The organism is Tabrizicola piscis, assembly GCF_003940805.1.
Lineage (GTDB): Bacteria > Pseudomonadota > Alphaproteobacteria > Rhodobacterales > Rhodobacteraceae > Tabrizicola > Tabrizicola piscis.
Map to the genome: position 1 here is coordinate 1484865 of NZ_CP034328.1, position 25471 is coordinate 1510335.

General features: G+C 65.0%; 25 protein-coding genes. 8 read left to right on the forward strand and 17 right to left on the reverse strand.

The features are described from left to right. Positions 1 to 42 precede the first annotated feature (42 nt). Positions 43 to 1065 carry a hypothetical protein gene (locus EI545_RS07110; RefSeq protein ID WP_125324825.1) on the forward strand — a complete coding sequence of 341 codons (1023 nt, stop codon included), beginning with the start codon at positions 43 to 45 and terminating at the stop codon, positions 1063 to 1065. 18 nt (positions 1066 to 1083) lie between these two features. On the opposite strand, the gene EI545_RS07115 is transcribed toward EI545_RS07110, so the two are convergent. The 7 genes from EI545_RS07115 to EI545_RS07145 all read right to left on the reverse strand — a co-directional run bounded on the left by EI545_RS07115 (position 1084) and on the right by EI545_RS07145 (position 7171). Further along, positions 1084 to 1344 carry a hypothetical protein gene (locus tag EI545_RS07115; protein WP_125324826.1) on the reverse strand — a complete coding sequence of 87 codons (261 nt, stop codon included), beginning with the start codon at positions 1342 to 1344 and terminating at the stop codon, positions 1084 to 1086. 10 nt (positions 1345 to 1354) lie between these two features. After that, positions 1355 to 1987, reverse strand: coding sequence for a uracil phosphoribosyltransferase (gene upp / locus EI545_RS07120; RefSeq protein WP_125324827.1), 633 nt, complete (start codon positions 1985 to 1987; stop codon positions 1355 to 1357). Next, positions 1988 to 2965, reverse strand: coding sequence for an adenosine deaminase (locus tag EI545_RS07125; protein WP_125324828.1), 978 nt, complete (start codon positions 2963 to 2965; stop codon positions 1988 to 1990). Positions 2966 to 3030: 65 nt separating this feature from the next. Continuing rightward, positions 3031 to 4239, reverse strand: coding sequence for a phosphopentomutase (locus tag EI545_RS07130; protein ID WP_125324829.1), 1209 nt, complete (start codon positions 4237 to 4239; stop codon positions 3031 to 3033). A 1-nt stretch (position 4240) separates the two neighbouring features. Then, positions 4241 to 5551: a thymidine phosphorylase gene (locus EI545_RS07135; protein WP_125324830.1), complete on the reverse strand. Its 1311-nt coding sequence runs from the start codon at positions 5549 to 5551 to the stop codon at positions 4241 to 4243. Continuing rightward, entirely contained in the window at positions 5548 to 5940 is a 393-nt protein-coding gene (gene cdd / locus EI545_RS07140) for a cytidine deaminase (protein WP_125324831.1), read from the reverse strand. The genes EI545_RS07135 and cdd overlap by 4 nt, the downstream gene beginning before the upstream one ends. Positions 5941 to 6082: 142 nt before the next feature. Then, complete coding sequence (locus tag EI545_RS07145; protein WP_125324832.1) at positions 6083 to 7171, reverse strand: cupin domain-containing protein; 1089 nt, start codon at positions 7169 to 7171, stop codon at positions 6083 to 6085. Between the two features lie 139 nt (positions 7172 to 7310). Between EI545_RS07145 and EI545_RS07150 the strand changes: the two genes are divergently transcribed. The 4 genes from EI545_RS07150 to EI545_RS07165 all read left to right on the forward strand — a co-directional run bounded on the left by EI545_RS07150 (position 7311) and on the right by EI545_RS07165 (position 13797). Then, positions 7311 to 9590: an NADP-dependent malic enzyme gene (locus EI545_RS07150; RefSeq protein WP_125324833.1), complete on the forward strand. Its 2280-nt coding sequence runs from the start codon at positions 7311 to 7313 to the stop codon at positions 9588 to 9590. Between the two features lie 292 nt (positions 9591 to 9882). Beyond that, on the forward strand, positions 9883 to 11769 hold the full coding sequence (locus EI545_RS07155) for a propionyl-CoA synthetase (RefSeq protein WP_125324834.1): 1887 nt from the start codon (positions 9883 to 9885) through the stop codon (positions 11767 to 11769). Positions 11770 to 11863: 94 nt separating this feature from the next. Beyond that, a complete protein-coding gene (locus tag EI545_RS07160) occupies positions 11864 to 12379 on the forward strand; it encodes an Hpt domain-containing protein (protein ID WP_125324835.1) in 516 nt (171 codons plus the stop codon). Further along, a complete protein-coding gene (locus tag EI545_RS07165; protein ID WP_125324836.1) occupies positions 12376 to 13797 on the forward strand; it encodes a sigma-54-dependent transcriptional regulator in 1422 nt (473 codons plus the stop codon). The genes EI545_RS07160 and EI545_RS07165 overlap by 4 nt, the downstream gene beginning before the upstream one ends. A gap of 10 nt (positions 13798 to 13807) precedes the next feature. Here EI545_RS07165 and EI545_RS07170 read toward each other — a convergent pair whose 3' ends face one another. Continuing rightward, a complete protein-coding gene (locus EI545_RS07170; RefSeq protein WP_125324837.1) occupies positions 13808 to 14566 on the reverse strand; it encodes an NAD kinase in 759 nt (252 codons plus the stop codon). A gap of 211 nt (positions 14567 to 14777) precedes the next feature. On the opposite strand from EI545_RS07170, the gene glyA reads away from it, so the two are divergent. Further along, positions 14778 to 16073 (forward strand): serine hydroxymethyltransferase, encoded by a 1296-nt coding sequence (glyA, locus tag EI545_RS07175; protein ID WP_125324838.1) that lies wholly within the window; start codon positions 14778 to 14780, stop codon positions 16071 to 16073. Positions 16074 to 16238: 165 nt separating this feature from the next. Here glyA and EI545_RS07180 read toward each other — a convergent pair whose 3' ends face one another. Then, positions 16239 to 16853: a hypothetical protein gene (locus tag EI545_RS07180; RefSeq protein ID WP_125324839.1), complete on the reverse strand. Its 615-nt coding sequence runs from the start codon at positions 16851 to 16853 to the stop codon at positions 16239 to 16241. A 154-nt stretch (positions 16854 to 17007) separates the two neighbouring features. On the opposite strand from EI545_RS07180, the gene EI545_RS07185 reads away from it, so the two are divergent. Further along, positions 17008 to 17250, forward strand: coding sequence for a DUF817 family protein (locus tag EI545_RS07185; protein WP_342776567.1), 243 nt, complete (start codon positions 17008 to 17010; stop codon positions 17248 to 17250). Here the strand turns inward: EI545_RS07185 and EI545_RS07190 are convergent. Beyond that, positions 17216 to 17587, reverse strand: coding sequence for a hypothetical protein (locus EI545_RS07190; RefSeq protein ID WP_125324840.1), 372 nt, complete (start codon positions 17585 to 17587; stop codon positions 17216 to 17218). The two genes, EI545_RS07185 and EI545_RS07190, sit on opposite strands and share 35 nt — an antisense overlap. 96 nt (positions 17588 to 17683) lie before the next feature. On the opposite strand from EI545_RS07190, the gene EI545_RS07195 reads away from it, so the two are divergent. After that, entirely contained in the window at positions 17684 to 18454 is a 771-nt protein-coding gene (locus EI545_RS07195; RefSeq protein WP_125324841.1) for an alpha/beta fold hydrolase, read from the forward strand. Here EI545_RS07195 and EI545_RS07200 read toward each other — a convergent pair. From EI545_RS07200 to EI545_RS07230, 7 genes are all read right to left on the reverse strand, one after another. Continuing rightward, positions 18451 to 18624, reverse strand: coding sequence for a CTP synthetase (locus tag EI545_RS07200; RefSeq protein ID WP_125324842.1), 174 nt, complete (start codon positions 18622 to 18624; stop codon positions 18451 to 18453). The genes EI545_RS07195 and EI545_RS07200 overlap by 4 nt on opposite strands. Before the next feature lie 117 nt (positions 18625 to 18741). Next, complete coding sequence (locus tag EI545_RS07205) at positions 18742 to 19869, reverse strand: iron-containing alcohol dehydrogenase (protein ID WP_125324843.1); 1128 nt, start codon at positions 19867 to 19869, stop codon at positions 18742 to 18744. Then, positions 19866 to 21350, reverse strand: a complete 1485-nt coding sequence (glpK, locus tag EI545_RS07210; RefSeq protein ID WP_125324844.1) for a glycerol kinase GlpK — start codon at positions 21348 to 21350, stop codon at positions 19866 to 19868. The genes EI545_RS07205 and glpK overlap by 4 nt, the downstream gene beginning before the upstream one ends. A 226-nt stretch (positions 21351 to 21576) precedes the next feature. Next, the gene (locus EI545_RS07215; protein WP_125324845.1) at positions 21577 to 23301 is read right to left on the reverse strand and encodes an ABC transporter substrate-binding protein; all 1725 of its coding nucleotides are present in this window, start codon (positions 23299 to 23301) and stop codon (positions 21577 to 21579) included. Positions 23302 to 23385: 84 nt separating this feature from the next. Next, positions 23386 to 23793, reverse strand: coding sequence for a DUF2160 domain-containing protein (locus tag EI545_RS07220; protein WP_125324846.1), 408 nt, complete (start codon positions 23791 to 23793; stop codon positions 23386 to 23388). Continuing rightward, positions 23793 to 24599 (reverse strand): carbohydrate ABC transporter permease, encoded by an 807-nt coding sequence (locus EI545_RS07225; protein ID WP_125324847.1) that lies wholly within the window; start codon positions 24597 to 24599, stop codon positions 23793 to 23795. The genes EI545_RS07220 and EI545_RS07225 overlap by 1 nt, the downstream gene beginning before the upstream one ends. Next, positions 24599 to 25471 (reverse strand): carbohydrate ABC transporter permease, encoded by an 873-nt coding sequence (locus tag EI545_RS07230; RefSeq protein ID WP_125324848.1) that lies wholly within the window; start codon positions 25469 to 25471, stop codon positions 24599 to 24601. The genes EI545_RS07225 and EI545_RS07230 overlap by 1 nt, the downstream gene beginning before the upstream one ends.

Consider the following 25471-nt stretch of genomic DNA (forward strand, 5'->3'; position numbering starts at 1 on the left):
GGGCTAGACTGCCCGGCAAAACAGGCAGAGACCCCGCAGCCGATGACGGCGCTGAAAAAGTATCAACGGCTGGAATGTCCCGGCCTCTGGCGCGAGACGCCTCAGGACCAGCGCCGTGAGGTGCAGGTGCGCTTTGGCGATGCGACGTTGATCCTGGTCGACCCGAAAAGCGGCGCCGCACTCAGCCACTGGTCGCTGCCCGCGATCGAGCGGCTGAACCCCGGTGAAGGCCCGCCACTGTTTGCGCCCGGTCCCGACAGCAGCGAAAGCCTGGAACTGGACGATTCCGACATGGTGGAGGCCCTGGATACAGTGCGCGCCGCCGTGAAGGCGGCCACCGCCCGCCCCGGCCGCCTGCGCGGGTTTCTTCTGGCGGGGACGGCTGCGGTGGTCGTCGCGGGCGCGGCCTTCTGGCTGCCGGGGGCACTGGTGGCACATACCGCGTCGGTCGTGCCGCTCGCCCTGCGGGCCGAGATCGGTCAATACGCCCTGGACGATCTGGCAAGGGTCACCGGCGCGCCCTGCGACAACCAATTGGGTCTGCAAGCCCTTGCCGGTCTGTCGGAGCGCGTTTTCGGCCCGGTCGACACACCGATCCTTTACGTCCTGCCGGAAGGGGTGGAGATGCCGCTTCATCTGCCGGGCGATGTGATCGTGCTGCCGCGGCGTCTGATCGAACGAGCCAACGGCCCAGAGGCGGCGGCAGGGGCGGCGCTGGTCGAACGGCTGCGCAGCCGCGCGGAAGATCCGATGATCCCGATCCTGAACCATGCCGGGTTGCGCGCGACCTTCCAGCTCTTGACCACCACGGACTTGCCGGTCGAGGCTCTGCGCGGCTATGGCGAGGCCCGGCTGCGGGCCGCGCCTGCCAACGTCCCCGACGCCACGCTGGTCTCTGCCTTCGAAACGGCACAGGTGCCCGCGACGCCCTATGCCTTGGCCATCGATCCGCAGGACGCCCAGATGACCCGGCTGGCCGCGGCAGACCCCTACAAAGGCCTTGCGCCGTCGCCACTTGTCCCGGACGAGGATTGGGTCGCATTGCAAGGCATCTGCGGCGGCTGAAACCCTGCAACCGGACAATCAGCCTTCGTCCGCGATCGGCACCCGGTCGCCGGAAGGCGGGTTGCCGCACAAGGGAGTGCCGTCCCGTGTCACGCGGGGGATCCAGATGGTCTGCCCGGGCGGACCGGCCCGCATGAAAAGACAGCCCTTGCTGTCCACATACTGCTGACCCCGGTACTCCGGCGGCGGCAGTTCGGCCGGTTCAGTCAAAGCACGCGCCTGCACCGGCATGGCCGTCAGCATCAAGGCCAATGCCATCCCCCGCGTGACCGCGCCCATCCCGCCGCCCCTATTTCGTGCCGAACATCCGGTCCCCGGCATCGCCAAGGCCCGGCACGATATAGCCGTGATCGTTCAGATGGCTGTCCACCGCCGCCGTGACAATCGGCACATCGGGATGCGCCTCTTTCATCCGTGCAATCCCTTCGGGCGCAGCCAGCAGGCACAGAAAACGGATCTGCTTCGCCCCCGCCTGCTTCAGCAGACTGACCGCGGCCGCACTGGAATTGCCGGTGGCCAGCATCGGATCGACGACAATTGCGATCCGGTCCTCCATATGGTCGGGCAGCTTGCAGTAGTACTGCACCGGCTGCAGCGTCTCCGGGTCACGGTACAGGCCGACAAACCCCACCCGCGCCGCAGGGACCAACTCCAGAATGCCGTCCAGCAGTCCGTTGCCCGCACGCAGGATGCTGACAAGCGCCAGCTTCTTGCCCTCGATCACCGGGGCGTCCATCTCTTCCAGCGGTGTTTCGATCCGCTTGGTCGTCATCGGCAGTTCCCGCGTGACCTCATAGGCCAGCAGCAGGCTGATCTCACGCAGAAGCTTGCGGAACGACGCGGTCGAGGTGTCCTTCTCGCGCATCAGCGTCAGCTTGTGCTGGACCAGGGGGTGCGTCACGACAGTCAGGTGATCCAGCATTCAGGCCTCCAGCAGCTTTGCGATCTTCGCTTTGGTATCGGCGTCACAAAAGGCCGCGTCAAGCGACTGGCGGGCGATCTTCCGGAATTGCCCGTCATCCCAGTCGAAGGCCTTGTGCAACTCCTCATATTCCCGCGCCATCGTGGTGTGAAAGAACGGCGGATCGTCGGTGCTGATCGTCACCTTCACCCCCCGCCGGTCCAGTTCCGCAATCGGATGGTCGCGGAACGTCGGGTAAAGCCCCAGCGCCACGTTTGACCCCGGACAGACCTCCAGCACGATGCCCCGCTCTGCCAGCTCATCCACCAGCGCCAGATCCTCGATGGCCCGCACCCCGTGCCCGATCCGCTCCACTTCCAGATCGCGCACCGCATCCCGCACGCTCTCCGGCCCGCCCCATTCCCCGGCATGGGCGGTCAGCCGCAAACCCGCCTCGCGCGCGCAGTCAAAGGCCCAGCGGTAATCCTTGGGCGCCCCCACCTTCTCATCCCCGGCGATGCCGAAGCCCACGATCCATTCCCCCGCCGTATCCGCCGCACAACGTGCCGTCTCGCGCGCCTTGTCGGGCCCGAAATGCCGGATGCAGGTGATGATCCCCCGCAGCGTCACGCCCATGTCCCGCTCTGCCGCATCTGCCGCCTCGCGGATGGCGTGCAGATACTCCCGCCACGCCCCCAGATCGCGACCGCCACAGAAATCGGGCGACAGGAACGTCTCGCAATAGACCACACCGCTGGCCGCCGACTGCTCCAGCACTGCCGACACCAGCCGCTGATAATCCCGCGGGCTTTGCAGCGCCGAGGTCGCCGCCTCATAGACCTTCAGGAAGTCCCAAAAGTCCTTGTAGCGGTAGTTTCCGTCCGCGTCGAAGATCCCGGCTATGTCCAGATGCTTCTCTTGCGCCAGCCCGGCGATGAATGCGGGCGGGGCCGCACCTTCCAGATGCAAATGCAACTCGACCTTCGGCAATCCGCTCACGTAACGCTCCTGATTTCATTCTGGTCCAAATATCCCGGGGGTCCGGGGGCTGGCCCCGGGGCGGGTCACAGGAAGCTCCGCCCGGGGCCCTGCGCCGCCAGCCCCAGATGCGACGCGACCGACGCGCCCACGTCGACAAACCCGCAAAGCCCCACCTCACGCAGGCCCGCGCCCCAGCCGACGACCGGCACCCGTTCGCGGGTGTGGTCGGTTCCGCTCCATGTCGGGTCATTGCCATGATCGGCAGTGAAGATGGCAAGGTCCCCCGGCCGCAGTTGTGCCAGAAAACGGGGCAGTTGCGCATCAAACCACTCCAGTGCCCGGGCATAGCCGGCGACGTCGCGGGGGTGGCCGTAAAGGCTGTCGAACTCGACAAAGTTGGCAAAGGTCAAGGATCCCGGCTCGGCATCGGCCCCAAGGCGGACGAGATGTTCGAAAAGGTCAGCATCGCTTTTGCCTTTGTGCAGATGGCCGATCCCCCGCATCGAAAAGATGTCACCGATCTTGCCCACCGCATGCGTTGCGCGCCCCGCGCCTTGCACCCAGTCAAGCAGCGTCGGCGCAGGCGGTGCAATCGCATAGTCCCGCCGGTTTGACGTGCGCCTGAAATCATCGCAGGTCCCGATGAACGGCCGCGCGATCACGCGGCCAACCTTGCGGGCGTGCAGCATTGGCGCCAGATCAGCGCACAGCTTCAGCAGTCGCTCCAGCCCGAACGCCTCTTCATGCGCGGCGATCTGGAAGACTGAATCGGCGCTGGTGTAGCAGATCGGCCAGCCTGTCCGCAGATGCTCGGCGCAATGCGCCGCAATGATCGGCACACCCGAGGCGTGGCAATTGCCAAGGATCCCGTCGGTCCCCGCAAGACGGCAGACCTCGGCCACCAGATCATCCGGGAAGGCGGGCTCCGTGGTTGGAAAATAGGTCCAGTCCCAGGGCACCGGCACCCCCGCCAACTCCCAATGACCCGAGGGTGTGTCCTTGCCGCGCGACACCTCACTCGCCGCCCCCCACAGGCCCGTGGGCACCGCCTCCAGCCCCGGCACCGCATCGCCCGAGGCAAGGCGGACCGCCGCCCCCAACCCCAGCCGGTCAAGGTTCGGCATCTTCAACCGCCCTGACCTCCCAACTTCGGCCCGCCCCTCGGCGCAGGCCTGCGCGATATGGGCAAGGGTGTTCGACCCGGCATCGCCAAAGTCGCCCGCGTCCGGCGCTCCGCCGCAGCCGACGGAATCCATCACGATCAGGAAAGCGCGACCCTGCAGCTTTGCCATCTCAGGCGATCCTTTTCTGGATCAGCGCCGGTTCCTCCGGGGCTGCGTCCGCGATGCCATAGGCCGCCTGCACCGCCTTCACCGCCGCCCGCGCGGCATCTTCGGTCGCGGCGTGGACCATGGCCAAGGGCACGCCTTCGCCGGTTTCCTCGCCAATCCCCGCCAGATCGGACAGCCCGACCGAAGGGTTCACCCGGTCCCCCTCACGCAGGCGGCCACCGCCCAGATGCACAACCGCGTGGCCCAAAGCCTCACCGTCGATCGTGGCGACAAACCCATCCGCCAGCGCCGGCACTTCCAACACGACAGGGGCCGAGGGCAGGCGGTCGGGCCAGCGCTCGACAAAATCAGCAGGACCGCCCTGCGCCGCGACCATGCGCCCGAAAATCTCGGCCGCAGCGCCCGATTGCAGCGCTTCGGCAATCCGCCCCTCGCCATCCGCCGGGTCCGCCGCCAGCCCCGCGAGCGCGAGCGCTTCGCCCCCAAGGGCCACCGTCAGATCCCACAGCGCCGTGTTGACCGAGGTGCCGGTCAGCGTCTCCATCACCTCGATCACCTCAAGCGCATTGCCCGCCGCCGTCGCCAGTGGCTGCGACATGTCGGTAATCAGGGCCGATGTCATGCAGCCCGCCCCCTGCGCCGTCGCCACCAAGGCGCGGGCTAAGGCCTCAGCGCGCTCCGGCGTCTTCATGAAGGCACCGGACCCGCATTTCACGTCCAGCACCAAGGCCTCCAGCCCGGCCGCCAGCTTCTTTGACAGGATGGACGCGGTGATCAGGTCCACCGATTCCACCGTCCCCGACACATCGCGGATCGCGTAAAGCCGCTTGTCCGCCGGGGCGAGGTCGGCCCCCGCCGCAACGATGGCGCATTTCACGCCGCTGATCTGGCGGCGCAGTGCCTCCTCGGTCAGGCCTGTCCGAAACCCCGGAATCGCCTCCAGCTTGTCCAGCGTGCCGCCGGTATGCCCCAGCCCCCGGCCCGAGATCATCGGCACATAAGCCCCACACGCCACCAGCGCCGGCGCGAGGAGCAGCGAGGTGCAATCGCCAATCCCCCCCGTCGAATGCTTGTCCACCACCGGTCCGGGCAGATCCCAGTCCATCACCTTGCCGGTGTCGCGCATCCCCCGGGTCAGGGCGACGCGGCCTTCCTCGTTCAACCCCTTCAACAGCACCGCCATCGCAAAAGCCCCGGCCTGCGCATCGGTCACAGCGCCCGAGGCAAGGCCCCCGGCAAACCAGCGCAGGTCATCGACGGACGGATGCCCCCCATCGCGGATCAGGGCGATGATGCTGCGGGCGTCGGTCATGTCCGGTCCATATGCGCGGCGGTAAAGACACCGGGCAGAAGGTCGGCCACCGTCATCACCTTCTGCTTTCCATCCGTCGTGCAGAGGGTGACGCGCACATCCTGTGCGGCAAACTCGGCGATCTTCTGGCGGCAACCACCGCAGGGCGGCACGGGCTCCGGACTGTCGGCGATCACACAGACCTCGGCAATCGCGGTATCCCCGGCCGCGATCATTGCCGCAATCGCGCCCGCCTCGGCGCAGGTGCCCTCGGGGTAGGCGACGTTCTCGACATTGCAGCCGACATGCACCGCACCGCTTGTGGACCGCAGCGCCGCCCCCACCTTGAACCGCGAATAGGGCGCATAGGCCCGTTCCCTGACTGCCGTCGCTGCCTGCAGAAGCGTCATCCCGCCCCTCCTTTTGACCATTTGGTCAGAGTGTGGGCCGAAGGCGCGTTTTCCGCAAGCCGGGTCCGCTCGTCGAGCATTTCATGCACTCCTCGCCTACCTCACGACGAATGCACGAAGTGCTTGAGGAGTGCGCCGCCCGTCAAAGCACCCGTGTAGCGGGATTGCCCGGCAGCGTCACTTCCAGAAGCTGCAGGTCCGCCGTCGCCTCGCTGTAGCGCGTCGCCATCCCGGGCGGGATCACGAAGGCATCGCCGGGTTCAAACCGATAGGGGTCTTTCCCTTCGCCCTCCAGCGTCATCCCACCGGTCATCACGAAGGTGAACAGGATGTCCCCGTCATGCACCGTCCAAGGGGCAACACCCACTGGCCGCGCCACCATGACGGACGCCATGCCGCGGGTGTTCTTGTGGATCGAGGTATCCCGCGCCTCGAACCCGGGAATGCGGAACGGGTGGAAGACTCCTTCAGCCCCGATGTCATGCACGAAGCGCTGGCCGTCCCATTCCCGGTCGGGGCGGAAATGCGGGGTGGGAAGCGTCATCTCGTGGTCGATCTCGGTCACATGTTCCGCCGGCACACCGATTTCCACCACCTGCACCCCTTCGGAATGCAGCACCTTGTGCCGGATGCCCGGCGGCTGGATGAAGCAGTCGCCCGCATGAATGCGGCGGATATCGCCTTGATCTTCATAAAGAACATCCACCCAACCCGCGACGCAGAAGATCAGCTGGAACCCCACCTTGTGGAAATGCACCATGTCCGGCACGGGCCCATCCGGCACGCGGATGTGGCTGGCGATCATCGCCCCGCCAAGGCGGGTGGGGATCAGGTCTCGATACTCCATCCCCGCGCGGCCGATCACCCAAGGGGCCTGATCGGCAAGGCGGCGCACCACAAAAGCGTGTTCGGTCTTGGGCAAGATCAGCGGTGGGTTCAGATCACCAATCTCCACCCGCGTGCCATTCGGGGCGGTCAGCACGCGCGCGCCCCCGGCAAAGCCATCAGGATCTTCGGTCAGGATGCAGATTGTCCCGGGGGATTCTGTCGCGCCCTTCTCGATCCGCAGGCGCAGGCCATGGCCGGACAGCACCGCCACTTCGGGATTGTCGGCGGGATAGATCATGTCCAGCCGCATTTTCAACGTCTTGGTGTAAAACGGCAGGTCGTCCCGCAACTCCTGCGTGGGCAGGCGCAGTTCGGCGCGTGTTTGAATCCGTGTTTCTGGCATGGCATTCCCCGTGCTATGGCGGCATGGTGATCGCCGGTCAGGCGATTTGCAAGCCGTAGAGCTATCGGCTTCAATCGACGCGATATTGGCAGGATGCGAAAACTGGTTTAACGTTAAACCATATTCGCAGGAGGGGTGGATGGACGAAGCTCGGAACGACAACGCACGGCAGGCCGCGCTGGATTATCACGAATTCCCAAAGCCGGGAAAACTTGAAATCCGCGCCACGAAGCCCCTTGCCAACGGTCGCGACCTTGCCCGCGCCTACAGCCCCGGCGTGGCCGAGGCCTGCCTTGAGATTAAGGCCGACCCCGCCACCGCCAGCCGCTACACCAGCAAAGGCAACCTTGTCGCCGTCATTTCGAACGGAACCGCCGTCCTGGGCCTTGGCAACATCGGCGCGCTGGCCTCGAAGCCGGTGATGGAGGGCAAGGCCGTCCTCTTCAAGAAGTTCGCCAACATCGACTGTTTCGACATCGAAGTGAACGAACCCGACCCGGTGAAACTGGCCGAAATCGTCTGCGCGCTGGAGCCAACGTTTGGCGCGATCAACCTTGAGGACATCAAGGCGCCAGACTGCTTCATCGTCGAACGCCTGTGCCGTGAGCGGATGAAGATCCCGGTCTTTCACGATGACCAGCACGGCACCGCCATCGTCGTCGGGGCCGCAGCGACGAATGCGCTGATCGTGGCGGGCAAGCGGTTCGAAGATATCAAGATCGTCTCGACCGGCGGCGGGGCGGCGGGGATTGCCTGCCTTGAAATGTTGGTGAAACTGGGCGTTCAGCGCCGCAACATCTGGCTCTGTGATCTGGACGGGCTGGTCTATCAGGGCCGCGCCGCCCAGATGACCCCGCAGAAAGAGGCCTTTGCCCAAGGCACCACCCCTGCCACGCTGGATGATGTGATCGCGGGCGCTGACCTGTTCCTTGGCCTCTCCGGCCCCGGGGTCCTGACGCCTGAGATGGTCGCGAAGATGGCGCCAAAGCCGATCATCTTTGCGCTGGCCAACCCCACGCCGGAAATCCTGCCCGACGCCGTCCGCGCCGTGGCGCCGGATGCGATCATGGCCACCGGACGGTCGGATTTTCCCAATCAGGTCAACAACGTCCTGTGTTTCCCCTTCATCTTCCGGGGCGCGCTTGATGTGGGGGCCACCACCATCAACGACGAGATGGAGATTGCCTGCATCGAAGGCATCGCCGCCCTTGCCCGTGCGACCACCTCGGCCGAGGCTGCTGCCGCCTACCGCGGTGAAACCATGTCCTTCGGCCCCGATTACCTGATCCCCAAACCCTTCGACCCCCGCCTGATCGGCGTCGTCGCCTCTGCCGTGGCCAAGGCCGCGATGGAAACCGGCGTCGCGGCCCGGCCCATCGCGGATCTTGAGGCCTACAAACGCCAGCTTGACGGTTCGGTCTTCAAATCCGCGCTCATCATGCGCCCGGTGTTCGAGGCCTCGAAAATGGCCACCCGCCGGATCGTCTTTGCCGAAGGCGAGGATGAGCGCGTCCTGCGTGCCGCAAACGCGATGCTGGAGGAAACGACCGACCTGCCGATCCTGATCGGCCGGCCCGAAGTGGTCGAGGCGCGCTGCGAACGTGCCGGCCTGCCGATCCGCCCCGGCAAGGACTTCCATCTGGTGAACCCGGAAAACGACCACCGCTACCGCGACTATTGGGGCACCTACCATGACCTGATGTCCCGGCGCGGCGTGACGCCCGACATCGCCCGCGCGGTGATGCGGACCAACACCACCGCCATTGCGGCAATCATGGTGCACCGCGACGAAGCCGATAGCATGATCTGCGGCACCTTCGGCCAGTTCAACTGGCACCTGGGCTACATCCGCCAGATCCTCGCGCGCGGCGGGCTGCACCCGGTGGCCGCCCTGTCATTGATGATCCTTGAGGACGGCCCGCTGTTCATCGCCGACACCCATGTCCACCCCGAACCCACGCCCGAGCAGATCATGCACACCGTGATCGGCGCAGCCCGCCACGTCCGCCGGTTTGGCCTCACACCCAAGGTGGCGCTCTGCACCCAAAGCCAGTTCGGCAACATGGACAACGGCAACGCCCAGCGCATGCGCGCGGCGCTTGAGATGCTGGATCAGCGCGAACCCGATTTCAGCTATGAGGGCGAGATGAACATCGACGCCGCCCTTGACCAGTCGATCCGTGACCGGCTTCTGCCCGGCTCACGCTACGATGGGGCGGCGAACACGCTGGTGTTTGCCTCGTCCGAAGTGGCGTCTGGCGTGCGCAACATCCTGAAGATGAAGTCTGGCGGGCTGGAAGTCGGGCCGATCCTGATGGGCATGGGCAACAAGGCGCATGTGGTGACGCCTGCCATCACCGCGCGGGGCTTGCTGAACATGTCCGCCATCGCCGGGACGCCCGTCGCGCATTACGGCTGACCTTCTCTTTCGACTGCGTCTCCTCGTCGGCACCCCCGGCGAGGAGTGACGAAGTCATCGACGAGCCCCCCCAAGCACCACCCCGAATCGGCCCTGCCCCACCCCGGCAACTTTGCAAATCCACTCCGCCAGCGCTGACTTCCCCACAGGAAACCCTCGCTTTGCAAACTTTGCCGACATCAATCGGCAAATTCTGCAAATATGCCGCTCCCCGTTTCCGGTAACAGCGTTGCGCCGGTGCCTCCTCCTGCCGTAACAACACGGGCAGGGCGATCAGCGGGGGGAGAACGCGATGACCTATGCGCAGGTATACGGGCAATGGCAGCAAGACCCCGAGGGGTTCTGGCTGGGTGCCGCCGGGGGCATCGACTGGGTGACCAAGCCGACGCGCGCCCTGAACGACAGCCGCGCGCCCTTGTACGAATGGTTCACCGACGCCACCGTCAACACCTGCTGGAACGCGGTTGACCGCCACGTCGCCGCCGGGCGCGGCAGTCAGGCCGCCATCATCCACGACAGCCCGGTCACCGGGACCAAGCATGTCATCACCTATGACGAACTGCAGAACCGGGTCTCCCGCCTTGCGGGCGCGCTCAAGGCGAAAGGCATCACCAAGGGTGACCGCGTCATCATCTACATGCCCATGGTCCCCGAAGCGCTGGAGGCGATGCTGGCCTGCGCCCGGCTTGGCGCGATCCATTCCGTCGTATTCGGCGGCTTTGCGGCCAACGAACTTGCTGTCCGCATCGACGACTGCACCCCGAAGGCGATCATCGCCGCCAGCTGCGGGATCGAGCCGAACCGCGTGGTCCATTACAAACCCCTGCTGGATGCCGCCATCGACATGGCCGACCACAAGCCCGACTTCTGCGTGATCTTCCAGCGCGAACAGGAAGTGGCAAAGTTGATCCCCGGCCGCGATGTCGCCTGGCACGAGTTTCAGTACGGTGTCGAACCGGCCGATTGTGTGCCGGTTGAGGGCAACCACCCGGCCTATATCCTCTACACCTCCGGCACCACCGGCGCCCCGAAAGGCGTTGTGCGCCCCACCGCCGGGCACCTTGTCGCGCTGAACTGGACGATGCGCGCGATCTACAATTGCGGCGCGGGCGATGTGTTCTGGGCCGCGTCAGATGTGGGCTGGGTCGTCGGCCACAGCTACATCTGCTATGCCCCGCTGATCGCCGGCTGCACCACCATTGTCTACGAAGGCAAGCCCGTCGGCACGCCGAACGCTGCCGCCTTTTGGCGGGTGATCGCCGAGCATAAGGTGAAAAGCTTTTTCACCGCCCCCACCGCCCTGCGCGCGATCAAGCGCGACGACCCCGACGGCGCAATGGTCACCGCCATGCCCAGCCTCCAGGCCCTTTACCTTGCGGGCGAACGGGCCGACCCGGATACCATTCACTGGGCGCAGAACCATCTCAAGGTCCCGGTCATCGACCACTGGTGGCAAACCGAAACCGGCTACGCCATCGCCGCCAACCCGCTTGGCATCGAGCCTTTGCCGGTCAAGATCGGCAGCCCCTCTGTCGCCATGCCCGGCTTTGACGTGCAGGTGCTGGACGAGGGCGGCCACCCCGTCTCTCCCGGCACCCTTGGCGCCATCGCCATCAAGCTGCCCCTGCCCCCCGGCACCCTGCCAACGCTGTGGAACGCCGAGGACCGGTTCATCAAAAGCTACCTTGCCCACTTCCCCGGCTATTATGAGACTGGCGACGCGGGCTATGTGGATGGCGACGGCTATCTTTACATCATGGCCCGCACCGATGACGTGATCAACGTCGCGGGCCACCGCCTGTCCACCGGCGCGATGGAGGAGGTCTTGGCCGGCCACAAGGACGTGGCCGAATGTGCGGTGATTGGGGTGGCCGATGACCTCAAAGGCCAATCGCCGCTGGGGTTCCTGTGCCTGAACCGCGGATCGGATCGCCTGCATGAAGATGTGGTCCGCGAATGCGTTGCCCTGATGCGCGAAAAGATCGGCCCTGTCGCCGATTTCAAGCGCGCCGTCGTGGTGGACCGCCTACCCAAAACCCGGTCCGGCAAGATCCTGCGCGGAACGATGGTCAAGATCGCCGACAATCAGCCCTGGAAGATGCCCGCCACCATCGACGACCCCGCCATTCTGGACGAGATCACGACAGCGCTGAAATCACTTGGTCTTGCCAGTGGGTGATCACCCACTGGACAGACGCCTGTGACTACGGCAATCTTTGCATTATGCAAACAGTGCGCTGTTCATTGCAGCTGAAATCGCCAAGGCAGATCAGATGACCGTAGACCCCCGAAAGGCGGCCTTGGACGACCTTTTCCGTGCCGTGTCGGCATTGGCCCCGCATTTGCACAGCGCCGACGACCTGGCCACGCTGTCCCGCCTCAGGACGGAAGTGGCGCGCCTTGCCAGCCCGGGATCTCCATCCTCCCCCGGTCTCCACAATTTTGACCCGACACGGTTCCAGCGTCTGATCGACCTGACCGGCCCCGCCTTGGCCGGCACCTTGCTGCTCCAACTGGCAGATGACCTGGACCGCTGCCGCACCCTGGCCCTGACCGGGGCCGAGGATCTGAACTGGGACGCGCTGCGCGAAAGCAGCCATATCCTGATCTCGCTTGCCGGGTCGGTCGGGGCGCTGTCGCTGCAAGCCATGGCGGAAACGCTGAACACCGCGGCGCATGGCCAGGACGCGACGGGAACCCGCCAATTGACCCCGGGGCTTGTGGCCGAACTTGATGCCCTGATCGCGCTGGTCCGCGCAACGCCGGCACCCGATGCGAGGGTTGAATGAAAGCCGCTTCCGCAGTCCGACCCCCAATCCTTTTGATCGAAGACACCCTGTCGCTGCAACTGGTGTATCGGTCCGTCCTGTCATCGGCTGGCTTCCGCGTCTCTGTCGCTGGTACCGCGGCCGAGGGGCTGACCCAGTTTCAGTCCCTGAATCCCGCGGTTGTGCTGCTTGATCTGGTCCTGCCCGACCGCGACGGTCTGGCCCTGATGCAGGACCTTCTGGCCCTGCAGCCGGAAACCAGCATCATCGCCATCACGGCCAACGGGTCCGTCAACCGCGCGGTTGAGGCGATGCGCGCCGGTGCGCATGATTTTCTCGTCAAGCCTTTCGACGACAACCGGTTTCTCAGCGCCGTGCAGAACGCCTTGGCCGAGCGCGCGCAGCGGCCAAAGGACAACGCCCCCGTGGTGCCCCCGCCCGAACGCCTGACGCTGACGGACACGTCTGGCTTCATCGGGTCCTCCCCGGCGATGGAGCGTATCCACTCCACCATCGCGTCTGTCGCCCGGTCGATGGCCACGGTCTTCATCACCGGCGAAAGCGGCACCGGCAAGGAACTCTGCGCCCTTGCGGTTCACGCCAACTCTGCCCGCGCCAACGGCCCCTTCATCGCGCTGAACTGCGGCGCGATCCCGCAAGACCTGCTGGAGTCCGAGGTCTTTGGCCACATGAAGGGCAGCTTCACCGGGGCGATTTCAGACAAGCCCGGGGCTGCGGCGGCGGCGGATGGCGGCACGCTGTTCCTGGACGAAATCTGCGAAATGGCCCCGGCGCTGCAGACCAAACTGCTGCGCTTCTTGCAAACCTCCACCGTCCAGCCCGTGGGTGCGACACGGCCGAAGAAGGTGAACGTCCGCATTGTCTGCGCCACCAACCGCGACCCTCTGGACGCCGTCCGCCGCGGCCACTTCCGCGAAGACCTGTACTATCGCCTGTTCGTCGTCCCGATCCACATGCCCCCGCTGCGCGACCGCAACGGCGACGTGATCGAGATTGCCGAAGCCGCCCTGCGCCGCTTTGCGGATGAGGAGGGCCGCCTGTTTCTTGGCTTCGACCCGGCCGTTCAGGACTTGCTGTCGCGCTTGCCCTGGCCGGGGAATGTGCGCCAGTTGCTGAACGTCATCCGCAATGTGGTCGTGCTCAACCCCGGTGGCTGGGTCACGCTTGAAATGCTTCCCCCCGGTCTTTCGGAAGAAGGCAGCACCCCGGCCATCGCCGCGCCCAGCCCGGCCCCGGCGGCCGACCCCTTGCCGCTGGATGGCCTTGTCGGAATGACGCTGGCGGAAGCCGAACGCCGACTGATCGAAGCCACGCTTGCCCAGCACGGCGGGTCTGTCCCCAGGGCGGCGCGCGTTCTGGACGTCTCACCCTCGACTTTGTACCGCAAGATGGAAAGCTGGCGCAAAGACGGCGACTGACACGCGCCTGTCAGGTGAACTGCTCACCGATCAGCCGTTCTTCCAGACCATGGCCGGGGTCGAACAGCAGACGGTGTGTCACCGACGGCTCCGACCGCACTTCGACGCTGACCACATCGCGCACCGATGACCGGCTGTCGGCATCCGCCATCACCGGGCGTTTCTCGCTTTCCAGCACCTCGAACCGCACCACGGCCGAGCTTGGCAAAAGCGCCCCCCGCCACCGCCTTGGCCGAAACGCCGACATCGCCGTAAGCGCCAGCACATCCGACCCGATCGGCAAAATCGGCCCATGCGCCGAATAGTTGTAAGCCGTCGACCCCGCAGGCGTCGCCACAAGCGCCCCATCGCAGGCAAGCTCGCTTAGCCGCAGCCGCCCATCGATGAACACCCGCAACTTCGCCGCCTGCGACCCTTGGCGCAGCAAGGACACCTCGTTGATCGCCAGCGCCTCAGTCACCTTGCCCTTGGTGTTCGTCGCCCGCATCGCCAAGGGGTTGATTACCGTCTCTTCCGCCGCCTGCAGCCGCGCGGGCAGGTCACCCTCGGCATAGGCGTTCATCAGGAACCCGATGGTGCCGCAGTTCATGCCATAGACTGGCAAACCCCGCCCCTGCGCCGCATGCAGCGTCTGCAGCATGAAACCGTCGCCGCCCAGCGCGACGATCACTTCGGCATTGCGCGCGTCCGCCTGCCCGTAGGCCGCCGTCAGCGCCTGATGCGCTGCAACTGCCGCAGGGGCCTTGCTGGCCGTGAACCTGATCCGCACGCCTGATTTCCCCCGCCCGTTGCTAGCCCCCGCCAGTCTTGGCTGCGCAGGCGGGTGAACTCAAGCCCCCCATCCGGTTTCGGGCGGGGTCGCCCGTCTTCCCTTGGGTAAGATTATTTCGCCCCAAACACCGAACCTGTCGCTTTCTTGCCTTTTCGACTGGCACCGCGTGCTCTAAATAGCCGTCAAATCCATCGCCGAGAGGTCCATCATGAACGCCCCGCACCGTGATACCGGTTTTTTCACCGAAAGCCTTGCCTCTCGTGACCCTGAACTGTTCGGGTCCATCACCGCCGAACTCGGCCGCCAGCGCCATGAGATCGAGCTGATCGCCTCCGAGAACATTGTCTCCCGCGCCGTGATGGAGGCGCAGGGGTCCGTGATGACCAACAAATACGCCGAGGGCTACCCCGGCAAGCGCTACTATGGCGGCTGCCAGTTCGTAGACGTGGCCGAAAACCTCGCCATCGACCGCGCCTGCCAGCTGTTTGGCTGCAGCTTCGCCAACGTCCAGCCGAATTCCGGGTCACAGGCCAACCAGGGCGTGTTTCAGGCGCTGATCAAGCCCGGCGACACCATCCTTGGCATGTCGCTGGATGCCGGTGGCCACCTGACCCATGGCGCGGCGCCGAACCAGTCCGGCAAGTGGTTCCACGCCGTCCAGTACGGCGTGCGCAAACAGGACCTGACGCTGGACTACGATCAGGTTCAGGCCCTCGCCACCGAACACCAGCCGAAGATGATCATCGCCGGCGGCTCTGCCATCCCCCGCATCATCGACTTCGCCCGGATGCGTCAGATTGCGGATTCGGTCGGCGCCTACCTTCTCGTCGACATGGCGCACTTCGCTGGCCTTGTGGCCGCTGGCCTTTACCCCAGCCCCTTCCCGCATGCCCATGTCGCCACCACCACCACCCACAAAACCCTGCGCGGCCCCCGTGGCGGGATGATCCTGACCAATGACGAAGCCATCGCCAAAAAGGTCAACTCCGCGATCTTCCCGGGCATCCAGGGCGGCCCCCTGATGCACGTCATCGCCGCCAAGGCAGTTGCGTTTGGCGAGGCGCTGCGCCCCGGCTTCAAATCCTATCAGGCCCAGGTCATCAAGAACGCCCAGGCCCTTGCGGATGAGTTGATGAAGGGCGGCCTCGACATCGTCACCGGCGGCACCGACACGCACCTGATGCTGGTCGACCTCCGCCCCAAGGGCGTGAAGGGCAACGCGACCGAAAAAGCCCTCGGCCGCGCGCACATCACCTGCAACAAGAACGGCATCCCCTTCGACACCGAAAAGCCGACGATCACCTCCGGCGTCCGCCTTGGCACCCCCGCCGGAACGACACGCGGCTTCGGCGAGGCCGAGTTCCGCCAGATCGGCCGCTGGATCATCGAGGTCACCGAAGGCCTCGCCGCCAACGGTGAAGACGGCAACGGCGACGTCGAAGCCAAAGTGAAGGCCGAGGTCGAAGCTCTGTGCCTGCGGTTCCCGATCTATCCGGAGCTTTGATCAGCGTAGGGTGCGCCACAACGCACCCTCCTCTGCCATAGCCCAGCGCCACAACGGGCCCCGCCCCCGTCGGGCAGGCGCGAAACGGGCTGAGTTTGGCGCTTTGTGCCTATCCCTCCCACCGTATTCGGGTGATCAACGCTGCCAGAGCGGGTGCGACGCGCCCTATCCCGTGCCTTCCCCCGCTAAAGGCTTGAGCAGGAGATAGCGGAACTCATCCGTCTGCGTGTACTCGGCAAATTGCAGCCTCACGCGTTCCATGTCTTTCGCCCAGTCAAGAAGGTGGCTGTAGCACTGATCAATCCGGTCATAGTTGGCAGTCAGTGCTGATTGCGCACGTCGGCAGCCTTCAACGCTCCATAGATCGTGCATGTCGATAAAGTGGTGGACCAGATCGTTCCGCAATTTCACCAACTCCCCCAACCCGACTTCGGTTCTGGCAAAGTCTTCCTCTGACATGCTGATGCCCATTCGAAATCTGACGGTGGCGTCATCGCCGGGCCCGTCATCTTGCAACTCGTCATCGCCTTTGCGATTGCCTGCGTCGAGAAGGGAATCGGTAAACTCGCCAATCAGCGCGCCAAGGGTTTTGCGCGACGTTCGATCTGCGCGGGCCGCTCGAATTGCTTCAAGGTTCTGCAGCCGGCCCGCGAACTGATGGTCCGCAATCATCGCCTTGATCAAGCGTTCATACTGCTGCAGGCGCAACATGCACCGACCCAACAACCTTTGCACATCGCGCTGGAGCTCTTTTTCTTCTTCGTCGGCAACCTGCGTCATGAAAGCCCTGCGCTTGATCTGATTGGCCCAGACACACTCTGCACCAGGAAGCCAAGCCTCACCACTCTTGGTCAACGCGCACACGTTGATTGGCCCCGCGTGGTGAACAAGCCCCGACCACCGCCGCATCCACGACCGTCACTGGTGGCTGCCCCTGCCCGTTGCGGCGTTCCTTGCCGCCCTTGCGCTGTGGATCGCGGAAAACGTCGGCACTGCCACGGGCACCTGGGTCTACTCCGGCCAACTGCCGGGCCAGATCGTCAGCCTTGGCAAGCTTGGGTCATGGTACCTGCTGCTGTATGTGGCCTTCGTCACAGTCACGCTGGTCACCCGCCGCGCTCTGTCGCGCAGCGCGGTTGACCTCAGAGATAGCCCCGCCACGCCAGCAACGCGATGATCCCCAGGATCAGCGCCAGAATCCCGAACCCGACCGACCCGATCATTCCTGCAACCGTATCGCGCCGCCGCCCTGCCGGATCGATCGCGGTCAGATGCCGCACGCAGGCGTCATAGGCATCCGCCACTTCGCCCATGTCGATCTGGCCCAAGAGCTTCGGGTTCTTCGACTTTTCCGCCGCCACCGCCAGAAGCTGCGCCGCCTCGCGCACCTTCTTCGGCAAGAGCCGCCCACTCCGGCGCAGCTTGGTCCCAAGGTCGCGCCCGCCGAGGTTCAGCCGCTCTTCCAAAAGCCCTGCCACCCGATCCGCCATTTGCTGGATCGCAACCGCGCTCATCCCAAAACCCTCCAAAATCCGTTCGCGACCCTACGGGGTATTGCCGGGGCGTTCAACTGCTCTGGCCTGACGCCTGCGTGAAGGCTAATAAGGGCCATGCTTGCCCAGATCCTTCACCCCGCCCCTGACGCGGCGACGGCCCCGCCTCTTGTCATCGCCCATGGCCTTTATGGTTCGGGCCGGAACTGGGGGGTCATTGCCCGCCGTCTGGCCGACCGGCGCAATGTCGTGGCCGTCGACATGCGCAACCACGGGGACAGCCCGCGCAGCCCGTCGCACAGCTACCCGGACATGGCCGCCGATCTGGCCGAGGTGATCACGACACTGGGCGGCCCAGTCGACCTTCTGGGCCATTCGATGGGTGGCAAGGCTGCGATGCAACTGGCCCTGACCCAGCCGCAACTGCTCCGCCGCCTGATCGTGGCCGACATCGCGCCCGTGGCCTATACCCACGACCAGAGCCGCCACGTTCAGGCCATGTCCGCCCTCGACCTTTCGCAAATCAGCACACGGGCTGACGCAGATGCCGCCCTGTCAGCCACGGTCGAAGACCCAGCCCTGCGCGCGTTCTTCCTGCAGTCGCTGGATTTCCGCACTAAGCCCCCGCACTGGAAGTTGAACCTTTCGGTCCTCGGGCAAGAAATGCCAAAGATCGTCGGCTGGCCCGGCACCGAAGGCCGCTTTGACAACCCCACCCTGTTCCTGACCGGCGCCAACAGCAGCTATGTCCGGCCCGAACATCGCGATCAGATCCGCGCCCTGTTCCCGAAGGCCCGCTTTGCAAAGATTCCCGACGCAGGCCACTGGCTGCACGCCGAAAAACCGCGCGAGTTCGAGGAAACGGTGCGCGTGTTCCTTGAGGCTTAGCCAATTTCCCGTGCGACGTACCAGCTGACCGGCAAAGCCAGCACCGCCCCGGCCGCCGCAGCACCAATGATCGGCCACAGGGTGCCATAGCCCATCGTCAGGACGGCAATGACGGCAGACCCGGCAAGGGCGGTGCCGATCATGGAAAACAGGATCATCGTCAAGCGCATCGAAGCCACCTCCAAGCTCGGAACTTAATATTCCAATTCTTGCAGGTTTCGGCGCTGTCCGCTTTGATCCCGGTCAATTGTCAGGGCACCTTGGGGGTCGTTGTCCCCGAGTTGCCGTCAGGCCGCTTCCAGGATGCTGGCCAGATCCTTGGGGCTCAGGCTCATCGGGTTCCCCTTCATCGAAGACGCCCCCTGCGCTGCGGCAACGATCTCTTCGTGCAGCGCCGGGGTCACGCCCAACCCGGCCAGGCCGGGCAAACCTGCGCCCTGCGCCCAGCTCTGCAAGGCGCGCGGTGCATCCGCCGCTGTGCAGCCCAGCACCTCGGCCAGGATCCCGCAAACCACGTCCAGCTTCCGGCGTGGCTCACCGCTGGCTGCCGCCCGGTTCGCTGTCAGCACCGGGCCCAGCAGCGCGCCGCAGATCGCACCATGCGCGGCCCCGGTCATGCCGCCGATCACCCCGGCAAAGCCATGCACCGCACCCAGCCCCGCATTGGCCAGCGCGAGGCCACCGCACAGGCTTGTCCATGCCAGCCTGTCGCGGGCATCCGGGTCCTCGCCCGCTTGCAACCGCATCAACGCCGCCAGTCCCGGGCCGATGGCGGGCAGCGCCAGCGCATCAGTGTAGGGCGTTGCCTTGATCGACACATAGGGCTCAATCACCTGTGTCACCGCATCAAGACCCGAGGCAAGCGTCACGGACCAAGGACAGCCATCCGTCAGCGCGGGGTCGACAATCGCCAGCCTCGCCACCATGCGGTCGTCGCGCAGGCTGACCTTCCGGCCAAGATCCGGCAACCCGATCACCGCGTTCTTCGTGACCTCGGCCCCGGTTCCCGCAGTGGTCGGCATCGCGATGAAGGGGATCGGGTCGGCGGTAAGCTGCAAGCCCTGCCCCACCACCTCCAGATGCTGCACAGGGTCACCCGACGCCGGGATCAGCCCGGCCAGTGCCTTGCCAAGGTCAATGGCCGCCCCACCGCCAAGTGCCACCACCCAGTCGGGGCGATGGTCACGGGCGATGGCCAATGCAGCCACAAGGTCGGCCAGAGTCGGCTCTCCCCCACAAGCAAGGGTCAGTACGTCCGGCCCCAAAGCCCCGGTCAACCAGGCAGCCCGCCCGGCGTTTGCACCGTGCACCACGACCCCCCGCGCCCCATAGCTGCGGATCAATGCCGGGGCCTTCGCCGCCTCCCCCCGTCCAAACAGGATGCGCCCGGGGGCGGTGATGCCAAAGGCGATCATACAGACATCGTCGCGGCGATGGCCTTGCCCCAGCGGGCGTATTTGGCGTCACGGGTCGGGTCGTCCATCTGCGGCGTAAAGCGGCGATCCAGCGCCCAGGACTTGGCAAACTCCTCCGGCCCGCCAATCACGTCGGCCTGCATCGCCGCCAGATAGGCCGCGCCAAGCGCCGTCGTCTCGGTCACCTTGGGCCGATCCACCGGCGCGCCAAGGATGTCGGACAGGAACTGCATGGTCCAGTCGCTGGCGGTCATTCCGCCATCCACCCGCAACACGCCTTGCGCCTCGGTCCCCCAGTCGGCCCGCATCGCCTCCAGAAGGTCGCGGGTCTGGTAGCCGACGCTTTCCAGCGCCGCCCGGGCAAGCTCAGCGGGGCCAGAGTTCCGGGTCAACCCGAACACCGCGCCCCGACTGTCAGGCCGCCAATAGGGCGCGCCAAGGCCGGTGAAGGCGGGAACAAGGATCACCCCCTGCGCCTCCTCCGCCGCCTCGGCGAGGGGCTGGGTCTCCTTCGCCTCGCGGATGATCTTGAGGCCGTCGCGCAGCCACTGGACGACCGCGCCGGCAATGAAGATCGACCCCTCAAGGGCATAGGTCGGCTGACCTTTCAGTTGATAGGCGATGGTGGTCAGCAGGCGGTTCTTCGACGGGACCATGTCGGTCCCGGTGTTGAGAAGGGCAAAGCAGCCGGTCCCGTAGGTCGATTTCATCATGCCCGCGCTGAAGCAGGCCTGGCCGACGGTCGCGGCCTGCTGGTCACCGGCGACACCAAGGATCGGGATCTCACGCCCAAACAGGTCGGGCCGGGTCACGCCGAAGGGCGCGGCGCAGTCCTTCACCTCGGGGAGGAGGGACAGCGGGATGCCGAGGAGGCTGCAGATGTCCTCATCCCACGCGCCCTTCGCGATGTTGTAGATCAGGGTGCGTGAGGCGTTGGTCGCGTCGGTGGCGTGGACCTTGCCGCCGGTCAGGTTCCAGATCAGCCAGGTGTCGACGGTGCCGAAGGCGAGGTCACCCCGTTCCGCCTTCGCCCGCGCGCCGTCGACGTGGTCGAGGAGCCACTTGATCTTGGTGCCCGAGAAGTAGGGGTCGAGGAGCAGGCCGGTGCGGGCGGTGATCATCGCCTCGTGGCCCTGATCCTTCAAGGCGGTGCAAGTGTTTGCCGTCCGCCGATCCTGCCAGACGATGGCGGGGTGGATGGGGTGGCCGGTCTTGCGGTCCCAGATCAGGGTCGTCTCGCGCTGGTTGGTGATGCCGATCGCGGCGATGGAGGTGGCGTTGACTCCGGCCTTCTCGATCGCGGCCCGCGCCGTGGCGGCGACGGTGGACCAGAGGTCGGCGGGGTTGTGCTCGACCCAGCCGGGGCGGGGGTAGGACTGGGGAAACTCTTCCTGGGCCTGGGCGATGGGGCGGAGGGCCGCATCAAACAGGATCGCGCGGGAGGAGGTGGTGCCCTGGTCGATGGCAAGAATATGGGTCATGGACGTCTGGCCTGCTTGGGGGTGTCCCGGGCAGGGACGGGTTCTGCGCTAAAGCGATATCAACGGGTTACGGGCGCCTGGTAAGGAACGGTTCATCTTTGGCCCTGCTCTGCCCCGGTGAAAGGCCCCCGCCGGACGCGCTTGCCGGATATGGCAGGAGCCTCCGGCGGGGATATTTGAAGACAGAAAATGAAGGGGGGCGAGGCGACCCCGCCCCCCGTCAGTATCAGTTCTGCCAGGACTTGATCAGTTCGTCATAGCTGACGGTTTCACCCATCGGCTTTTCGTTCTCAAGCTTGGCGACCGGAGCGCCCGGCTGGTCCAGCCAGTATTGCGCATCGACCACTTCGTTCAGCTTCGGGCCGATGTCGCCCTGCACGCCGGAACGTTCGATCCGCTCCAGCACTTTCTCCTGCTCTTCGCAGAGGGCATCGAGCGCTTCCTGCGGGGTCTTGTCACCCGACATGGCGTCGCCGATGTTCTGCCACCACAGCTGCGCCATCTTCGGATAGTCCGGGATGTTGGTGCCGGTGGGCGACCACTGCAGACGGGCGGGCGAGCGGTAGAATTCGATCAGGCCGCCCAGCTTCGGGGCCCGCTCGGTGAACGACTCATGCTGGATCGTCGATTCGCGGATGAAGGTCAGGCCGACATGGGCCTTCTTCACGTCCACGGTCTTGGAGGTCACGAACTGCGCGTAAAGCCATGCGGCCTGCGCGCGGTCGACAGGGGTGCTTTCCATCAGCGTCCAGGAACCGGCGTCCTGATAGCCGATCTTCTGGCCTTCCTGCCAGTAGACACCGTGCGGCGAGGGGGCCATGCGCCACTTGGGCGTGCCGTCCTCGTTCATCACGGGGGTGCCTTCGACGACGGATGCCGCGGTGAAGGCGGTGTACCAGAACATCTGCTGGGCAATCGCGCCCTGTGCAGGAACCGGGCCAGCTTCACCGAAGGTCATGCCTTGGGCTTCCGGCGGCGAGTACTTCTGCAGCCACTCGATCGCCTTGGTCACGGCATAGACCGCCGCCGCGTCATTGGTGGAGCCACCGCGCGTCACGCAGGAGCCGACGGGACGGGAGTTTTCGTCAACCCGGACGCCCCATTCGTCAACCGGCAGGCCGTTCGGTTCGCCCACGTCGCCCATACCGGCCATCGACATCCACGCGTCGGTGTAGCGCCAGCCAAGCGAGGGGTCCTTCTTGCCGTAGTCCATGTTGCCATAGACGCCGGTGGCCGGGCCGCCTGCATAGGACATGTCACGGCCGGTGAAGAACTCGGCAATGTCCTCATAGGCCGACCAGTTGACCGGAACGCCAAGGTCATAGCCATACTTGGCCTTGAAGTCGTCCTTGGTCTTCTGATCGTTGAACCAGTCGTAACGGAACCAGTACAGGTTCGCGAACTGCTGGTCGGGAAGCTGGTAGAGTTTCCCATCCGGACCGGTGGTGAAGGACAGGCCGATGAAGTCAGCCAGATCCAGCCCAGGGTTCGTCACCGCAGCGCCGTCGCCTGCCATCCAGTCGGTCAGGTTGCGGGCCTGCTGATAGCGCCAGTGGGTGCCGATCAGGTCAGAGTCGTTGATATAGGCGTCATAGATGTTTTCGCCGGTCTGCATCTGCGTCTGCAGCTTTTCGACAACGTCACCTTCGCCGATCAGGTCATGGGTGATCTTGATGCCGGTGATCGCCTCGAACGCCGGGGCGAGAACCTTGGCTTCGTATTCATGCGTGCCGATGGTTTCCGACACAACCTTGATTTCCATGCCCGCGTAGGGTGCGGCGGCGTCGATGAACCACTGCATTTCCGCCTCTTGGGCGGCGCGGTCCAGGGTGGAAAGTTCGCCGATTTCGGCATCAAGGAAGGCTTTTGCCGCCTCGATGTCAGCCCAGGCGGGGACGCCTGTCGCCATCAGCGCAAGCGCCATGGCTGTTGCAGTTGAACGAAGTCTCATGTGCATCCTCCCAGATATTGAGACGTTTAGATGTTTTGCCCCGGGCGAGTCTCCTATCCCGCCCGGGGGTCTTGTCGTGCCCTTTCACACCCAGCGGAACACCGCCGTGGCATAGAAAAGGGATAGGACCAGCGCGCCCCAAAGAAGGTCGGGACCCGCAAAGAAGAGCCAGCCAAGGTGGATGAAGGCCGAGCCCAGAAGCGAAATGAACAGCCGGTCGCCGCGCGTGGTTTCGATGCGCAAGATCCCGACGCGGGGGGTTTCCGGGAAGCGGATCGCCAGCAGGGTCATGATGATGAGGAGGCTGGCGATGATCCAGAAGAACAGGGCGACCGGGAAGGTCCAGGCCATCCAGAAGCCGGGGATCAAGGACCCGGTCCAGTCGCGCACGCCATCCTCGGTCACCGGGACGGCCCAGAGGAGCAGCGCCAGAATCGCGCCCATGATGGCAGCGAGGATCAGGTAGATCTTGGTCCAGTTGGTGGCGGTCATCACACCCTTCCCAGGGCAAAGCCCTTGGCGATGTAGTTGCGGACGAAGTAGATCACGAGCGCGCCGGGCACGATGGTCAGCACCCCGGCGGCGGCCAGAACGCCCCAGTCCATGCCAGAGGCGCTGACTGTGCGGGTCATCGTCGCGGCGATGGGTTTGGCGTCGGTGGTGGTGAGGGTGCGGGACAGCAGCAGTTCCACCCAGGAGAACATGAAGCAGAAGAAGGCGGCGACGCCGATGCCGGAGGCGATGAGCGGCATGAAGATCTTCACGAAGAACTTCGGGAAGGAGTAGCCGTCGATATAGGCGGTTTCGTCGATTTCCTTCGGGACCCCGCGCATGAAACCTTCCAGGATCCAGACCGCGAGGGGGACGTTGAACAGGCAATGCGCCAGCGCCACGGCGATATGCGTGTCGATCAGGTTCATCGCCGAATAGAGCTGGAAGAACGGCAGCGCGAAGACGGCGGGCGGGGCCATGCGGTTCGTGAGCAGCCAGAAGAACAGGTGCTTGTCGCCCATGAAGTTGTAGCGGCTGAAGGCGTAGGCGGCGGGCAGGGCGACGGCCAGCGAGATGACCACGTTCATCGTGACGTAGATCATCGAGTTGACATAGCCCATGTACCAGGCCGGGTCGGTCAGGATGGTGACGTAGTTCTGAAAGGTCAGGTTCTGCGGCCAGAGGGTGAAGGTCGAGGTGATCTCGGTATTGGTCTTCAGGCTCATGTTCACGAGCCAGTAGATCGGGATGAGGAGGAACAGAAGGTAGATCGTCATCACGACGGCCGAGGTGCGAAAGCGCGGCATCAGCGGTTCTCCTCACGGTCAAGGTTGGTCATCACGGTGTAGAAGACCCATGAGATCAAGAGGATGACGCAGAAGTACATGAGCGAGAAGGCGGCGGCGGGGCCAAGGTCGAACTGGCCGGTGGCCATCTTGGCAAGGTCGATGGAGAGGAACGTGGTGGAGTTGCCGGGGCCGCCGCCGGTGACGACGAAGGGTTCGGTGTAGATCATGAAGCTGTCCATGAAGCGCAGCAGGACGGCGATGAGGAGGACGCCCTTCATCTTGGGCAGTTCGATGTAGCGGAACACGCTCCACCGGGTGGCCTGGTCGATCTTGGCGGCCTGGTAGTAGGCCTGGGGGATGGACTGGAGGCCGGCGTAGCAGAGAAGGGCGACCAGCGACGTCCAGTGCCAGACGTCCATCACCACGACGGTGATCCAAGCGTCAAGCGGGTCGTTGGTGTAGTTGTAGTCGATGCCCAGCGCGGCGAGGGTGTGGCCCAGAAGGCCGATGTCGACGCGGCCGAAGATCTGCCAGATCGTGCCGACGACGTTGAAGGGGATGAGCAGCGGCAGCGCCATCAGGATCAGGCAGAAAGAGGCCCAGAACCCGCCCTTGGGCATGTTCAGCGCGATGAAGATGCCAAGCGGCACCTGAATCGTCAGGATGATCGCGGAGAACAGAAGCTGCCGCCCCAGCGCGTTCTGCAAGCGGTCAGAGTTGACGGTATCCTCGAACCACTCCAGTCCGGCCCAGAAGAACTGGTTGTTCCCGAAGGTGTCGTTGAAGGCGTAGTTCACCACCGTCATCAGCGGCAGGACGGCGGAGAAGGCCACCAGCAGCAGCACGGGCAGGACAAGGAACCAGGCCTTGTTGTTCTGGGTCTTGTCCAT

What these genes read in the sequence shown, in the direction of transcription:
- EI545_RS07110 (WP_125324825.1), top strand. Translation starts at nt 43, where the DNA reads ATGACGGCGCTGAAAAAGTATCAACGGCTGGAATGTCCCGGCCTCTGG.
- EI545_RS07115 (WP_125324826.1), bottom strand. Translation starts at nt 1,344, where the DNA reads ATGGGCGCGGTCACGCGGGGGATGGCATTGGCCTTGATGCTGACGGCC.
- upp (WP_125324827.1), bottom strand. Translation starts at nt 1,987, where the DNA reads ATGCTGGATCACCTGACTGTCGTGACGCACCCCCTGGTCCAGCACAAG.
- EI545_RS07130 (WP_125324829.1), bottom strand. Translation starts at nt 4,239, where the DNA reads ATGGCAAAGCTGCAGGGTCGCGCTTTCCTGATCGTGATGGATTCCGTC.
- EI545_RS07135 (WP_125324830.1), bottom strand. Translation starts at nt 5,551, where the DNA reads ATGACCGACGCCCGCAGCATCATCGCCCTGATCCGCGATGGGGGGCAT.
- cdd (WP_125324831.1), bottom strand. Translation starts at nt 5,940, where the DNA reads ATGACGCTTCTGCAGGCAGCGACGGCAGTCAGGGAACGGGCCTATGCG.
- EI545_RS07145 (WP_125324832.1), bottom strand. Translation starts at nt 7,171, where the DNA reads ATGCCAGAAACACGGATTCAAACACGCGCCGAACTGCGCCTGCCCACG.
- EI545_RS07150 (WP_125324833.1), top strand. Translation starts at nt 7,311, where the DNA reads ATGGACGAAGCTCGGAACGACAACGCACGGCAGGCCGCGCTGGATTAT.
- EI545_RS07155 (WP_125324834.1), top strand. Translation starts at nt 9,883, where the DNA reads ATGACCTATGCGCAGGTATACGGGCAATGGCAGCAAGACCCCGAGGGG.
- EI545_RS07160 (WP_125324835.1), top strand. Translation starts at nt 11,864, where the DNA reads ATGACCGTAGACCCCCGAAAGGCGGCCTTGGACGACCTTTTCCGTGCC.
- EI545_RS07165 (WP_125324836.1), top strand. Translation starts at nt 12,376, where the DNA reads ATGAAAGCCGCTTCCGCAGTCCGACCCCCAATCCTTTTGATCGAAGAC.
- glyA (WP_125324838.1), top strand. Translation starts at nt 14,778, where the DNA reads ATGAACGCCCCGCACCGTGATACCGGTTTTTTCACCGAAAGCCTTGCC.
- EI545_RS07180 (WP_125324839.1), bottom strand. Translation starts at nt 16,853, where the DNA reads ATGACGCAGGTTGCCGACGAAGAAGAAAAAGAGCTCCAGCGCGATGTG.
- EI545_RS07190 (WP_125324840.1), bottom strand. Translation starts at nt 17,587, where the DNA reads ATGAGCGCGGTTGCGATCCAGCAAATGGCGGATCGGGTGGCAGGGCTT.
- EI545_RS07195 (WP_125324841.1), top strand. Translation starts at nt 17,684, where the DNA reads ATGCTTGCCCAGATCCTTCACCCCGCCCCTGACGCGGCGACGGCCCCG.
- EI545_RS07200 (WP_125324842.1), bottom strand. Translation starts at nt 18,624, where the DNA reads ATGCGCTTGACGATGATCCTGTTTTCCATGATCGGCACCGCCCTTGCC.
- EI545_RS07205 (WP_125324843.1), bottom strand. Translation starts at nt 19,869, where the DNA reads ATGATCGCCTTTGGCATCACCGCCCCCGGGCGCATCCTGTTTGGACGG.
- glpK (WP_125324844.1), bottom strand. Translation starts at nt 21,350, where the DNA reads ATGACCCATATTCTTGCCATCGACCAGGGCACCACCTCCTCCCGCGCG.
- EI545_RS07215 (WP_125324845.1), bottom strand. Translation starts at nt 23,301, where the DNA reads ATGAGACTTCGTTCAACTGCAACAGCCATGGCGCTTGCGCTGATGGCG.
- EI545_RS07220 (WP_125324846.1), bottom strand. Translation starts at nt 23,793, where the DNA reads ATGACCGCCACCAACTGGACCAAGATCTACCTGATCCTCGCTGCCATC.
- EI545_RS07225 (WP_125324847.1), bottom strand. Translation starts at nt 24,599, where the DNA reads ATGCCGCGCTTTCGCACCTCGGCCGTCGTGATGACGATCTACCTTCTG.
- EI545_RS07230 (WP_125324848.1), bottom strand. Translation starts at nt 25,471, where the DNA reads ATGGACAAGACCCAGAACAACAAGGCCTGGTTCCTTGTCCTGCCCGTG.